This window comes from Acerihabitans sp., assembly GCF_036398755.1.
Classification (GTDB): domain Bacteria; phylum Pseudomonadota; class Gammaproteobacteria; order Enterobacterales; family Enterobacteriaceae; genus Acerihabitans.
In genome coordinates this window covers 19777-33884 of the sequence record NZ_DASWOM010000046.1, presented here as the reverse complement: position 1 = coordinate 33884, position 14108 = coordinate 19777, and the positions used below count along the sequence as shown (strand labels likewise).

13 protein-coding genes and 1 pseudogene are annotated in these 14108 nt (G+C 55.8%); 8 read left to right on the top strand and 6 right to left on the bottom strand.

All coding sequences use genetic code 11. The features are described 5' to 3' along the window. Positions 1 to 775 precede the first annotated feature (775 nt). The 4 genes from VGC33_RS08280 to VGC33_RS08265 all read right to left on the bottom strand — a co-directional run bounded on the left by VGC33_RS08280 (position 776) and on the right by VGC33_RS08265 (position 4233). On the bottom strand, positions 776 to 1591 hold the full coding sequence (locus VGC33_RS08280) for an enoyl-CoA hydratase/isomerase family protein (RefSeq protein ID WP_331120277.1): 816 nt from the start codon (positions 1589 to 1591) through the stop codon (positions 776 to 778). Between the two features lie 32 nt (positions 1592 to 1623). After that, a complete protein-coding gene (locus tag VGC33_RS08275; RefSeq protein ID WP_331120276.1) occupies positions 1624 to 2439 on the bottom strand; it encodes an enoyl-CoA hydratase/isomerase family protein in 816 nt (271 codons plus the stop codon). A gap of 124 nt (positions 2440 to 2563) precedes the next feature. Continuing rightward, positions 2564 to 3121, bottom strand: coding sequence for a TetR/AcrR family transcriptional regulator (locus VGC33_RS08270; RefSeq protein ID WP_331120275.1), 558 nt, complete (start codon positions 3119 to 3121; stop codon positions 2564 to 2566). Positions 3122 to 3321: 200 nt separating this feature from the next. Next, positions 3322 to 4233 carry a LysR family transcriptional regulator gene (locus VGC33_RS08265; RefSeq protein WP_331120274.1) on the bottom strand — a complete coding sequence of 304 codons (912 nt, stop codon included), beginning with the start codon at positions 4231 to 4233 and terminating at the stop codon, positions 3322 to 3324. A gap of 418 nt (positions 4234 to 4651) precedes the next feature. Here VGC33_RS08265 and dld point away from each other — a divergent pair, with 418 nt between their 5' ends. From dld to VGC33_RS08225, 8 genes and pseudogenes are all read left to right on the top strand, one after another. After that, on the top strand, positions 4652 to 6430 hold the full coding sequence (gene dld, locus VGC33_RS08260; RefSeq protein WP_414636911.1) for a D-lactate dehydrogenase: 1779 nt from the start codon (positions 4652 to 4654) through the stop codon (positions 6428 to 6430). Positions 6431 to 6591: 161 nt separating this feature from the next. Then, on the top strand, positions 6592 to 6738 hold the full coding sequence (locus tag VGC33_RS08255) for a hypothetical protein (protein ID WP_331120273.1): 147 nt from the start codon (positions 6592 to 6594) through the stop codon (positions 6736 to 6738). Then, positions 6702 to 6821 (top strand): annotated as a pseudogene (locus tag VGC33_RS08250) (hypothetical protein); the annotation flags it as partial. The gene VGC33_RS08255 and the pseudogene VGC33_RS08250, both read left to right, overlap by 37 nt. A gap of 34 nt (positions 6822 to 6855) precedes the next feature. Further along, positions 6856 to 8244, top strand: a complete 1389-nt coding sequence (locus tag VGC33_RS08245; protein WP_331120272.1) for a cytochrome ubiquinol oxidase subunit I — start codon at positions 6856 to 6858, stop codon at positions 8242 to 8244. A gap of 22 nt (positions 8245 to 8266) precedes the next feature. Beyond that, the gene (gene cydB, locus VGC33_RS08240) at positions 8267 to 9265 is read left to right on the top strand and encodes a cytochrome d ubiquinol oxidase subunit II (protein WP_331120271.1); all 999 of its coding nucleotides are present in this window, start codon (positions 8267 to 8269) and stop codon (positions 9263 to 9265) included. Then, on the top strand, positions 9211 to 9663 hold the full coding sequence (locus VGC33_RS08235) for a hypothetical protein (protein ID WP_331120281.1): 453 nt from the start codon (positions 9211 to 9213) through the stop codon (positions 9661 to 9663). The genes cydB and VGC33_RS08235 overlap by 55 nt, the downstream gene beginning before the upstream one ends. 318 nt (positions 9664 to 9981) lie before the next feature. Then, a complete protein-coding gene (locus tag VGC33_RS08230) occupies positions 9982 to 10401 on the top strand; it encodes a translesion error-prone DNA polymerase V autoproteolytic subunit (protein ID WP_331120278.1) in 420 nt (139 codons plus the stop codon). Between the two features lie 2 nt (positions 10402 to 10403). Then, positions 10404 to 11672, top strand: a complete 1269-nt coding sequence (locus VGC33_RS08225; RefSeq protein WP_331120270.1) for a translesion error-prone DNA polymerase V subunit UmuC — start codon at positions 10404 to 10406, stop codon at positions 11670 to 11672. 83 nt (positions 11673 to 11755) lie between these two features. Here the strand turns inward: VGC33_RS08225 and VGC33_RS08220 are convergent, their stop codons facing one another. Both VGC33_RS08220 and VGC33_RS08215 read right to left on the bottom strand, forming a co-directional pair. After that, positions 11756 to 12055 carry an I78 family peptidase inhibitor gene (locus tag VGC33_RS08220; protein ID WP_331120269.1) on the bottom strand — a complete coding sequence of 100 codons (300 nt, stop codon included), beginning with the start codon at positions 12053 to 12055 and terminating at the stop codon, positions 11756 to 11758. Between the two features lie 558 nt (positions 12056 to 12613). Further along, on the bottom strand, positions 12614 to 13075 hold the full coding sequence (locus VGC33_RS08215) for a hypothetical protein (RefSeq protein ID WP_331120268.1): 462 nt from the start codon (positions 13073 to 13075) through the stop codon (positions 12614 to 12616). Positions 13076 to 14108 lie beyond the last annotated feature (1033 nt).

Here is a 14108-nt window from a genome sequence, read left to right as displayed (position 1 = left end):
AAGGAACAATATAACACTGTTCCTCAGCACGCAACACTTTTTTGATTGTATGCTGGCGGAGGGGGTAATGAGTATCTTCATTCAAATAGTGACTACACAATCCGCATCGGCCCAAATTAACCCGCCATCATGTTTTGCAACCGATTGATTTAACATAACTCTTTGATTTCATTATCGTGCTGAGGGTTTTTAAAATCCCTCGGCTTTATGGCTGTACGGGTTCAAGTCCCGTCCCGGATACCAACAAAGAATTCGTAATAAAAACAAAGTAGTATGAGCAAGTTGATACCGCCGATAGGCGGTTTTTTTATGGCTGTGGTTTGGCTTTCATAATATCATTTCAAAATAAAAATACTAAAACTCCTCTCTTTGTCCTAATGATCTGCGACCTGCAATAATAGCTGTCGAGTTGATAAATAAGCGCGGTTTAACCGGGCTACTCATGCATCTTTACCCTAAGCTATGGGCGAGTAGCGCAGTCATCAGGTTGCAACCAACCGGTGTAGCTGTGAGGTATCAACTTCTTTCTGGGCTACCCACCGGCTGTAATTGTCTTGGAGATTGAGCCAGAATTTCGCCGAACTGCCAAGTACCGCTGAAAGTGTCAGGGCCATTTCTGGAGAAACCGCAGAATGACCGCTGGCCCTTCCTTCTATCGGCGCAGCGTCATGCCCGTCGGCGGGCGCTCCGCGATGCTCGATGACGGCAAGGGGTTCAGCTTGGGGCCGATGCACGGTCTTAGACCGGGCGATTGCGGCTTTTCGTCCCCGGCCGGCTAGATATCTTCGAGAGCACGACCGAAATTCTGTTCAATTTCCCCAGGCCGTTGCAAGCCCTTTTCGAGAAGGGCCTTGAGTCTCGCCTGCGTTTCCGGTCGACCAACGCCTTCGATGAATAGCGTTGAATCGATGTCGAAGGCTGTCTCATCCGGGAGGCTTTGTTCGTTGACACGCTGTTTCAGGTCCACAATCGCTTGCCGTGGGAACTTCGCAATCCGCCTCGCCAGCCCGTCCACGTAGCCCTGCAATTCATCCAGGGGCATAGTGCGGTTGACCCACCCGTAGCTCTCCGCCTGATCGGCGGAGAAGTCGTCGCCGCTAATAAGCGCCTCCAGGGCCCGTCCGCGTCCCATCAGGCGAACAAGATGCTGCACGGCGCCGCCGCCAGGGATCATTCCGATGCCCACTTCCATCTGACCCAAGATGGCATGGTCCCTCGCCGCAAAGCGCATGTCGCACGCAAGGGAAAATTCGCTTCCGGCGCCTCGCGCCCGTCCCGCAATGGCGGCAATCGTCACTTGGGGCAGAAGGCTCATCCGCCTTAGAAAGGTCGAAAAGCTCGGCTTGTCCATAATCCGCGCCAGCTCAATCCGCAGTTCCTTGAGCCGGACGATGTCGACATGCGCTAGAAAGAAGTCCGGGATGGCACTGTCGAAGACGATGACGCCGAAGTCGTCCGTCATCTCGGCGGCTTCCACAATCGTGACGAGATCGCGAACAATCTCGGGACCGATGAGGTTGAGCGGCGGCGCATTGAAGGTTGCGAAGAGAACGCGCCCGTCCAATCGGGTACGGATAGCATTGGTGTTCATGAGGACCTCTTGCTATAGGGAGTAATGGTGTTTTAGAGAACGACGGCGTTACCCAGCGCAAGCTCCGTCTCGGTGCGTTGCTGGAAGCCTCGTTGCATCAGCGCCGCGGCACGGGCACGGGTGTTCGGGTGTTGTGCCGACGTGAAGAAGGCCTTTAGCGCCGGAGGAAAGACCGCGTCCGGCGGAAGGGACACCTCGTCCAGCAGGGCCTTGGCTCCGACGATCGCATACTTCTCGAATCCCCCGAGACGACCCGCCAGGTCGTCGACAAACCGTGTGAGTTCGGCGTCGGGTAACGCACGATTGACGTAGCCGTAGCGCTCGGCAAGATCGGCGTCGAAGTCATCCGCGCCAAGGATGATTTCAAGAGCCCGCCCTCGGCCTGAAAGCCCGGCGAGGCGCGCCATCGGATTACCGCCCGGCACAAGCCCGAGGCCCACCTCGAACTGGCCCAGAATCGCGTGTTCCCGGCTTGCGAAGCGCATGTCACAAGCCAGCACGAATTCACTGCCGGCGCCGCGTGCCCTGCCTCGGATTTCAGCGATAGACGCGACAGGCGCTCGTGACAGGCGCGAAAGGACATCAAGCCAGGGATGCATCCCGGTCGGGCCGGGCTCCATCGCGGCGACTCGGTCCTTATCCGCCAACGCGTCCCAGTGTGCGAGAAAAAAGTCCGGATCGGCGCTGCGAAAGACGATGACCCTGACTTCCGGGTCGGTTTCCAGTGCCTGCACCAGCACCTGCAATTCATCTATCGTATCGGGATCGATAAGGTTGATCGGGGGATTGCTTATCGTCGCTATCCAGACGTTGCCAGCGCTTCGGTCAATCGAAATTTGCTCGCTCAAGGTTTTCTCCAATGGTTGTGGACAGTGCTGTTCCCAGGGATCTCCTCCTGGCTGCGTTGAGCGTCTCTGGCAGAGAGGCCGCGGCAGTGGTGAGTTGTGCCAATCCCGATTCCTCGCAGAGGAATCAATCGGTCAGTTGCAACAGCTGTGCTTTCACGGCTTCGAGGATTTCGTCGGAGAGCGACGGGTCCGACACGGCTCTAGCGATCCCGAGCGCGCCAACCATTGCTGCCAAGGCCAGAATTGCTTTTTCTCGCTGACCGGACGCACCCAAGGCAGCATCCAAACTCGCGACGTTCTGTCGCACCTTCTGCGTGTACGAGCTTCTCGCTTCGTCAGGCGCATGGCTTACATCGTTCATCAGCGCGCAAACCGCACAGCCAGCACCGGCATTGTCGCGATGCAGTTCGCTGAGATAGGACTTCACCAGTTCGGGATAAGCCCGTTCCTGATCCGCCGACCTGGCAGTTGAACTGCCGCTCGAAAGGGCCACAGCCACGGCCTCCGAGACCAACGCGTCCCGGGATGCGAAGTGTTTGTAGAAGCCGCCATGGGTGAGCCCCGCTTCCGCCATCAGGTCTGCAATGCTCAAGCGCGCCAGGCCTTCTTCGCGAAAACGCCGCGCCGCGATGGCTACCACGTGAGCGTGCGTGTCAGCTTTATCCGATTGCGATGCACCCACAGAATTCCCTCCTTATCCAATAGCTGCGTTCGGCGCCCGGCCATCTCCGGCACGGGGCGGGGAGAAGTGGGCGGCACCACCGAGTTTCGAGGGATTATGGTTGACATCTTGATGGATGTCAATCGACATCTTGATGCGGCGCGGCTGATGCCCCCGTTCCGCGAAGTAACGGGCCAAGGGGCGGCATTAGCCCCCGATCGTCAGGGTTTGGCGTCTTTTACAGAGCGCTGCTGGGCGACGGTTCGAAGAATGCGTACCAGGTTTTGGACGGTAGCAGACTTCTCACGCGGCCGGTGCACCAGCGCAATGGTCGTCCTGAGCACCTTGTGCTTGATTTTCTGGTAGGTCACACCGGTCGCATGTATCTGTCGAATGGACTCAGGGATCAGCGTCACCCCGAAGCCGGCCGCAACCATGTTCACGGTCGAGGAAATCTGCGGAGACTCCATCTCGATCTGCGGCGAGAAACCCGCAATGTGGCAAGCGCTGATGATCGAGTCGTACAGGTCAGGGCCAATGTGGCGAGGAAAGAGGATAAGCGGATCGCGCGACAGTTGCGCCAGTTCAATGCTTCTCAAACGGCCCAGGTGATGACCCGATGGCAGGACTGCGACCATTTCCTCCTCAACCAGAGGAACGGTGTCGAGGTCCCGGCAATTCAACGGGAGCCTGACCAGCGCGCAATCAACCTTGCCATCCATGACTGTTTGGAGAAGCGTGGTGCTGTTGCTCTCTTCTGACTTGATCGAAACGCCCGGATAACCCTGGCGAAATTGCCGCATGACGGTTGCCACCAAGGGATGAAAGACCGTCGATCCGGCAAAGCCGATGGACAAACTGCCACTTTCGCCTCTGGCAGCCTTCTTTACCTGAGCCAGCGCATAGTCGGCGTCTTCAAGTATGCGCTTCGCGCTCTCCCGGAAGAGGGTTCCTGCCTCCGTCAGTTCCACGCGTCTCGGATACCGGAAGAAGAGCTTGGTGCCGATCTCCCGTTCCAGCTTGATGATCTGTTGGCTTAGGGGTGGCTGCGCGATGCCTAGCCGCTCTGCTGCGATAGTGAAATGCAGGTGCTCGGCCACGGCCAAAAAATACCGCAACTGGCGAAACTCCATGGTATGTCCTCCGGGTCAAGGTGCGTGCGAGTGAATGCCCAAGGCTCCAGAAAAGCCATCCGGGCATGGCGGCTCCAGTGCCCGCGCGCAGCCTATGGCGCGGGTATGGAAATAAGACCGAGGGTTGCGCGCCGTCTTCTGGGCACGCTCGCACCCAAACGGCGCGAGATCGCACGGCTGCGGCCAGCATACCTTGAACAGCGTGCTTTCGATATGTTTCTCGTCTTGAAAACGGGTCTACGAAGTATTGGATCGAATCGCGGCATGTTCCTAAGCTGACGACATCATCAACAAAGGACGGTTTTTCGCGAAGGCCAACCAGAACAGATCTCTGATTTCTGTGCCCTTCGTTCGACGCCCTTAAAAAAATAAGGAGTCTCTCGTGTCCGCAATGCTTGAATGTCCCACGGCCGCTTCGATCCAGTCGGCTGCTGACCACAGCCATCTTGTCTCCAGCCTGGCGACGATCGTCGGCAAGAAAAACGTTTTGACCGACGACGCCGCGACGAGACGCTATAGAACGGGGTTCAGGTTCGGCACCGGCAAGGCACTGGCGGTCGTCAGCCCAGGGTCGCTGGTTGAGCAATGGCGCGTACTGAAGGCTTGCATCGATGCCAACGTGATCGTTATCTCGCAAGCGTCTAATACGGGGCTGACGGGTGGTTCGACGCCCGACGGCGACGACTATGACCGCGACATCGTCATCGTCAGCACCACTCGCATGAAAAAGGTCTATCTGATCGAGGGCGGCACGCAGGTTGTCTGCCTACCGGGCGCGACGCTCGATCAGCTTGAGCAAAAGCTATTGCCCATTGGGCGGGAACCGCATTCTGTTATCGGCTCTAGTTGCATCGGCGCCTCAGTCTTTGGCGGGGTATGCAACAACTCGGGAGGCGCGCTGGTCCAGCGCGGCCCGGCGTATACGCAAATGTCGGTATTTGCGCGCGTCGATGACAAGGGGGATCTGCACCTGGTCAATCATCTCGGGATTCGTTTGGCTGGGTCGGAGGAGGACATCCTGGGGCGCCTCGACAGTGGCGACTTCTCCGACTCTGACGTCGTTCACGACGCCGGAGCGGGGTCCGATCACAACTACGTCCAGCATGTCCGCGAGATCGACGAGAACACACCGGCCCGCTTCAATGCGGACCCAGGACGCCTGTACGAGTCCTCCGGATCGGCCGGCAAGGTCATGGTTTTTGCGGTGCGCCTGGACACATTCCCGATCGAGAAGAACCCCCAGGTCTTCTATATCGGCACGAACCAGACCGACGAGCTGACCGACATCCGGCGGCAGGTACTCGGTCAGTTCAAGCATATGCCGATCTCGGGCGAATACCTGCATCGCGATGCCTTCGAGATTGCCGAGAAGTATGGCAAAGATACCTTTCTTATGATCCATTACCTCGGCACGGCGAGGTTGCCCAAGCTGTTTGCGCTGAAGGCCCGATTCGATTCGGTTTTTGACCGGATTCCCTTTTTGCCAACGCACCTGACCGATCGCTTCATGCAGGCGGCAAGTCACCTGTTCCCGAATCATCTGCCGGCGCGCATGAAGGACTTCCACAAGAAGTTCGAACATCACTTGCTGCTGAAAGTCTCCGCCGAGGGCGCGGACGAAGCACGAAGCTTTCTCAAGGACTACTTCGCCACGGCGACCGGTAGCTTCTTCGAATGTACGCCGGAAGAAGGCGACAAAGCTTTCCTGCATCGTTTCGCGGCAGCCGGCGCCGCCAACCGTTACCGTGCAGTGCACACCCGGACCGTCGAGAACATTCTCGCCCTGGATATCGCATTGCCACGCAACAAACGAGAGTGGTTCGAGAAGCTGCCGCGCGAAATCGAGGCGCCGATCATCCTCAAGCTCTATTACGGCCACTTCCTCTGTCACGTGTTCCACCAGGACTATATCGTGAAGAAAGGCAACGACTGCATGGCAATCGAGCACAAGATGTGGACGTTGCTGGACCAGCGCGGTGCCGAATACCCAGCCGAACACAATGTCGGACATCTGTATTACGCCAAGCCCGCCCTGCGTAATCACTATCAAGGGCTGGACCCCTGCAACTGCTTCAACCCCGGCATCGGCCACACGTCGAAGTTCGCTAGCTATCGCGAGCCGGAGGCCGACACGCCAGCCGTACGGGTCGCTCCGAAGCCCGCGGCTGCACGCGGGGCCATGACCGTTGGACCGTGACTGACTTGTAGGCGCTCTAGCACCCGCTTGAGCAGACGGCTTCCAAGGGAGCCGCCCCTACATTCATACGAAAAGTAACGCAGCCCGGCCATCGCTCATGCCGATGGCTGCCGGACTCTTGTCGCCAATTTTCGGGTCTCCCAGGCTCGCGGAGTACAGACATGCCACACATCGTTGCCGATATCCACGTTTCTTTGAAGTCCGCATTCGAGAGTGAGCTCGAGCGGATCGAGCGCAATCATTCGGCCAGCGTTACCAGCGCGCTCGCCCAGGCCTTGCCACGGCCAATTCCGAAGGCGACTCCGTGATCGCACTGGGCGGGGCGGTCACGATCTCGGAGGCACTCAAGCAGGTCCATCAGACGATGGATGCCGTCAGTATCCTCAACCCCTGTAACTTGTGTTCCTACTTAGAAGAGGCATGTCATGGATCTAACCGCGTTGTTGCTTTCGCGCTTACAGTTCGCTTTCACGGTGTCATTCCATATTATTTTCCCGTCGTTGACGATCGGAATAGCGGCATGGCTCACGGTGCTGGAAGCGCTGCATCAGTTCACCGGCCACGGCGTTTACCGGCGGGTGTTCGACTTTTGGTTGAAGATATTCGGCGTTGCGTTTGGAATGGGTGTCGTTTCCGGCGTCGTGCTCGGCTTCGAGTTCGGCACCAACTGGAGCGAACTCGCGCGCGTATCGGGGCCTGTTCAGGGCCCCCTGCTGACCTATGAGACATTCACCGCGTTCATGCTCGAAGCGTCGTTCTTCGGCGTGCTGCTGTTCGGCCGCTCACGGGTAATACCGGGCTTCTATCTCTTTTCGACCGCCATGGTCGCGCTGGGAACGACGTTCTCGGCGTTCTGGATCATGGTCAACAACAGTTGGATGCAGCATCCGGTCGGGTATGAGGTAGTGAACGGTCAGTTCGTGCCGGTGGACTGGGCAAAGATCATCTTCAGCCCGGTGGTTTGGGTGCGCTTCCCTCACATGCTCCTGGCCTCCTATGTCACGGGCGCGTTCTGTGTCGCGGCAACGGGTGCCTGGTATGCACTGAGAAAGGTGAGTGGACCGGAAGCCCGCGTGATGTTGCGCATGGGCCTGTTCATGGCGGCGATCCTGATGCCGATTCAGCTGCTTTTCGGGCACCTGGTCGGCGACTACGTGCACGATGACCAGCCCGTGAAGTTTGCTGCGATCGAGGGGCGCTGGCATGACGAGCAGCCCGCGTCGGAAGTCGTCATTGCGTGGCCGGACGAGAACCAGGAGAAGAATCGCTATGAAGTCGCCATCCCGGTACTCGGAAGCCTGATCGCTACGATGACACCTGATTCAAAAGAGGTCGGCCTCACTGATTTCCCGCGCGCCGAGCGACCACCCGTGGTGATTTCCTTCATGGCGTTTCGCGTCATGGTCGGATGTGGAATCCTGATGCTGCTGATTGCATGGGGCGGCAGCTTGCTGGCATGGAAGGGGCGCCTGGCTCAGCAGCGCAACCTGCTTTGGGCGGTCTTTCTCTCGTTTCCCTTGCCCTTCATCGCGATTCTTACCGGCTGGTTTACCGCAGAGGTTGGTCGTCAGCCGTGGACGATCTATGGGCTGTTGAGGACCGCAGACGCGATAACGCCCATGCTGACCGCTCGGGCCGCGACCTTGTCGCTAGCGATCTTCTGTTCGACCTACGTCTTCATCTTCGCGTTTGGCACCTACTACGTCTACAAGCTGCTGCGCCATGGTCCTGCGTCGATCTCCTCGGATCAGCCGCCATCCGCGCTGCCCAACCGGCCTCTGTCCATCGGCGCCGGCGACAAGCTCCGCGGCTGAGGCCGCCATTGATCCTTCATGAATGGACAAGAAAATGATAACTTACTGGTCAATTATTCTGGCTGTCAGCATGCTGATCTACGTCGTCCTCGATGGCTTCGATCTTGGCGTAGGGATGCTCTTCGGCTTCACGCGGGACGAAAACAAGCGCCGGCACATGCTGGCCTCCGTCTCACCCATCTGGGACGGCAACGAAACATGGTTGATCGTTGCGGGCGTGGTGCTTTGGGGCGCTTTTCCGCCGGCCTATGCCGCGCTTCTTTCCGCGTTCTACCTACCTGTAACCGTGATGCTCGCCGGGCTGATATTTCGCGGCGTCGCATTCGAGTTTCGTGTTCATGCGCAGCGCACGCGCCGCATATGGGACATCGGCTTCGTCCTCGGGTCGCTCTGCGCCGCCTTCATGCAGGGCGCGATGGTCGGTGCACTGGCGCAGGGACTGCCAGTGACTAATGGCCGTTTCCTCGGTAACGACATGACCTGGTTGAGCGGTTTTTCTGCGCTTAGTGGCGTCGCCCTGTGTGCAGGCTATGCGTTGCTGGGCGCGGGATGGATCGCGAGGAAGTGCGAAGGAGAAACGCGCGAAGCCGCGTTGCGGTTGACCCCTCGTCTGTCGGTGACGGTGTTGATCCTGCTGGCCGCCTTATTCGTGCATTCGCTCCTCTCGAACCTGGCGGTCATGCAACGCTGGGTCGACCGTCCGGCCCTGCTCCTGGTTGCGCTCGTCGCGTTGTGTGCCATTGCTGATGTCTTCGTCGGTGTTCGGCGAGACAGCGACACGCGGCCGTTTAGGGCAATCGTCCTGCTGTTCGTCTGCGCCTACGCCATGTTCGCGATCTCATTTTGGCCATACATGGTGCCCTTCGCCATGACGATTGCCCAGGCGGCGGCGCCGATGTCGAGTCTGAAGTTCATGTTCTGGGGGGCGGGTCTATTCATCTTTCCGCTCATGCTGATCTACACCCTGTGCAGCTACAACGTATTCAAGGGCAAGGTCGACGACTCGGCTGGATACGATTAAACGCAACGCGCCTGGATGTACTGCATGCTTGCCCTGCGCGCGTTCCAATCGAAACCGTCGGCGATGCTACGCAGCTTCGCCCGGCGGCGGCCGAACTGGATGATCGCCCCGACGCAGCGCGCCCCGGCTTTCTGCTGCGACGCTCTTATGTGGCTGCCAGCCACGAAGCCGTAACCCCGAAAGGTGGCCTAAAGAAGAGTGAAGCCCTTGTCACATATGAGATTTTAGCTCCAGGCCATTTTACGAAGGGTTTGATGCAGGCATTGTTTTATGCCCGCGATTGGCGGCCGGAACCCGGAAACGGCTATAAAGCGACCGCCCTCACTTATTGCGCACTATTTTTGCCGATCCCTCTGTGCCATATGCGCATGGATTCATCAGTATGGGCTTATAGCTAACCAAATCACTTTAATATTATTTAACGATAGCGGCATGCATACCGCAGCGGCAATGCAACCATCCATGACCGTGCCCTCGCCACAAACCATGCCTGTTATTCCTTTGGGTGAGATCCGCGCGGAAATCGCGAACACCGCGATAAGGCCGTTATCACGGGAACCCATCAGTTCTGCTATTTGATAAAGCGGCTCGCTAAACTAAATTTTCACTGCCTTCAAGGGACTAACCCGATCTGCCGCTTCGCTGCTTTCCAAGCTCATTAATCTAAGCTTATACTGTACAAAACAACAGTTTTATTAAACATTGAGTATCTGGTGATGATTTTTTTCCGCGCAGTTGAGCTTGCAGACGTTATCCCACTCCCGTTATTTGCGGAAAGCGTGCAGGCCGGCTTTCCCAGCCCCGCACAGGACTATATTGAAAACCGAATAGATTTGAATGAGTTATGCGTTAATCATCCCGCCGCGACCTATTTTGTGCGGGTGACCGGTGAATCAATGATTGAAGGTTTCATCAACGAAGGGGATATGCTGGTTGTCGACAGCGCCCTGACGGCGAAGCATGGCCAAATAGTCATTGCCGCCATAGACGGCGAGTTTACCGTCAAGCAACTGCAACTGACGCCAACGCCGCGCCTGCTGCCCATGAACGCCGCGTATCAATCCATTCCTATCCGTGTCGATGATAACGTTGAGATTTTCGGTGTGGTGACCTTTATCATCCACGCGGCGCCCTGATCATGTTTGCCCTGGCGGATGTGAATTCGTTTTACGCCTCCTGCGAAACGGTTTTTCGCCCCGACTTGAAAGGAAAGCCGGTTATTGTGTTAAGCAACAATGATGGGTGCGTGATAGCCCGCTCGGCTGAGGCGAAAAAATTAGGTTTCAAAACCGGCAACCCCTTTTTCGAGATTAAGGACATCGTCAGAAAACACCGTGTGCATGTGTTTTCCAGCAACTACGCGCTGTATGCGGATATGTCCAACCGGGTTATGACGACGCTTGAAGAAATGGCGCCGTCAATTGAAATCTATTCGATAGATGAAGCCTTTATGGACCTGTCCGGCGTCAGCAATTGCATCAGCCTGGAGCAATTTGGCCGCGATGTCAGGGAGCGGGTAAAAAAGCGTGCCAAGCTTACCGTCGGGGTAGGGATTGCCCCGACCAAGACATTGGCGAAGCTTGCCAACCATGCGGCTAAACAGTGGAGCAAAACCGGCGGCGTGGTGGACCTTTCCTCGCCGCAGCGCCAGCGTAAACTTATGGCGCTGATGCCGGTGGAGGAGGTGTGGGGCGTTGGCCGGCGGATAGCGAAAAAACTTAACGGCATGGGTATTTTTACCACCCTGCAATTGGCCGATAGCCACCCGCCGTTCATTCGCAAACATTTCAGCGTGGTGCTGGAACGTACCCTGCGGGAACTGAATGGCGAATCATGTCTGGCCCTGGAGGAACTCGCGCCGATCAAGCAGGAAATCATCAGCTCCCGATCCTTTGGCGAGCGGGCGACCACGTATCAGAGCGTGAGAGAGGCCGTTTGCGCTTATGCTGAACGCGCGGCACAGAAGCTGCGCGGCGAACGCCAGTATTGCAAAAAAATCTCTGTCTTTATCAAGACCAGTCCTTTTGCCCCGGACGAACCTTATTACGGCAACCTGGCGACCGGCAGCCTCACCATTCCCAGTAATGACACGCGGGATATTATCCGGGTGGCGATGGATTGCCTGGATCGGATATTCAGGCCGGGGATGCGTTACCAGAAAGCCGGGGTGATGCTCGGGGATTTTTTTAACATTGGCGTCGCGCAATTGGCGCTGTTTGATGAATTCAAGCCTGCGGCCAACGGCGAAGCGCTGATGCGGGTTCTGGACGGCATCAACCACTCAGGCAAAGGAAAGATATGGTTTGCCGGGCAGGGCATTCAGCAGGCATGGCGGATGAAGCGGGCCTTGCTTTCACCGCGCTACACCACGCAATACCAAGAATTGCCGGTGGTGATAGCGAAGTGATGAACAGCAGACTAAAAGTAGCAACCTGCTTTCGCCGGCGGCTATAAGCAAAGAATCAACGCCAGGCCGCCCGCGGGAAGGGATCAGGAGCAATGGAGACCGGTGATGATGCCTTGCTCGTTAGCGGTAAAATTCAACCTCTTCGGATTGTAGTCCATGGTGACGCCCTGACCGGGTTTGATAAGGCGCATGGGCATTGAAAAGCGCATGCCGTCCAGGACGGTTACGGGTTTGCCTATCAGGTTTCTGAAGCCGGTGGACATACAGGTGTCGTCAACGGGAAGCGGTTTAGCCGCATTTTGCGGCGAAGAGGGCTTTTCCGCGCCGCTGCATGCGGAAAGGGTAAACGCGAAAAACAGGGTCAAAAGGGGTGTTATGCGCATGGAGGCTCCTGTACGCCTTTTCATGTTAGCAATGTTTTTTTCATTGTTAACCGGATGGTGGATGGTTTGTTTTAGCACTATAACGATGCAACCAGGCAGTGAGCGCCGACGGTAGGCATATGATATTACATCAGAGAGTAAAACGTGCAGGCTATGTCTTCTATCCGGATAAACGGCGGCCGCCGGCACATACGCTGAACCGGCGTACACGGAACCGGACATGCCGCATGAGGAGTGATTGCGCCGCCGGGCAGGGGGTATGCATACCCGGTTGGCCAACCTGATGTCAGCCTACCGCCAGGGCAATAAGGACGCAAAGCGTGAATAAACCCAGCATAAACATATGCCAATCAAATTTGACTTGCATAGCCGTTATCTCCCCCGACATCAGTTTCCTGTATCATGGTTGATTAACGAGCAATATGCTGTGACTTATTTACCAAAATAGCCAACAGGCTGGCGGCAATGGCCGTTCGCCACAATTGCCGGCTGGCGAATCGCCTATACGGCAGGCCCATCGGAGGTTGATGGCTACACCCGGGGACCGGGTGGGGGCGGTTACCTCAGCCGTATGGTCATGTCCCATGACATGTCGGCGACCTTTATCTTTTTCCCGCCATAGAGCAGCGTTGTCCAGAAGGTGATGCGTCGATGCCGTCTGGGGGTTTTGAGCCGAAACCTGTGGCTGATAAAATACCCATGTTTTTTTAACACCCGGCTCAATGCCTTAATGCGTCTTTCATTAAGCAAATGTGTGCAAAAACTGACCTGCGTATAGTTGTTACTATGCAAATAATCCAGTGTCCTGATGAATGATTTAACCAATCGTATCGTTTGCTGTGGCGTGGTGGGAATGGATGAGGGCTTCATATGAAGAGTGACATGATTTGTCCGCTTATCGATAAATTCGTATGCCTCATATTGGCCAATGATAAATATTCTGCGGTAAATCACTATGCCAAGCAGAAAAAACGCGATCCCCAGCCCGGTAATCAGCAATCCAATGTATGCCATCATCATGACCTTTCGTGAATGAATTCTCTGTTATATCGGCACAGCGGGTTGAAGATTGAAAATATTCAGGAAAAATATGACAATTCCAGATTATGTGGCCATTACGCGCTAATGTCACTACGGACGCATGATGTACGCGCCGCTGGAAAGTCCGCGTGAGGCAACCCGCCTGCGCGATATCCGCGCGTTGCGGCCTGAAAAGGGCATGCCGGTTTGGAAATGCCGGGAAGATGTGATAAATGATAATCCTATGGATTGCATTGGTTGGTAAACACATTGTGGCCATGGGGGCAGACATCGGTGTCCGCGGGAATGATTCTGAACAGGGAGCCCGCGCTACAGCCCGTTAACAGCAGCAGGCTTAATGCGAAGGGGAGGAAGATTAACTTCATCGTAAATCCAGGCAAGTGACAATGATTAAATCATAGCACTTATGCTGGATATGCCGCGGGTGGTATGTTGTCAAATATCGAAGGCCGGATGGGCCGGGCCAGACGGGTACGGCCCTTAACGCAGAAGGTCTTTCTATTAACAACTCACCAATACATTTTAAACAATATACCGCCAAATATAATGCCGCCCAATACCAACAGCCAGCAGATGCGCAATAAGATGTCATCAGTCTTTTGAGTAACGTCCATCATTTTTCCTTGGTTCAATTGTGATGTCTGTCACTATTTTATGAGCAGCAATGATGATGAATTGTGATGTTAATCACAATTACTCAATTTGTCATACATTAGTTGGGCGTAGACTCAACGCACGCTTGCGGCATCCATTCACAGGGGTTAATGGCCTGTAGAGTGATAGGGCAGTAAAAAAAACGGGCATAAATGCCCGTACGCCAAAGGAATCAGTAGGAAACCAAAATAAAACAAAGGAATGCGATAAGACAATCGCATATGATCATTAAATACTTATTAAACATGACCTCATAACCAGTATTTTAATCATTATTTTTTTGTCTTTTCAATAATATGATTAATTAATGGTCTAATCATTGATGTGCCGGTAGCACGTACAGAATCAGCGACCAGGG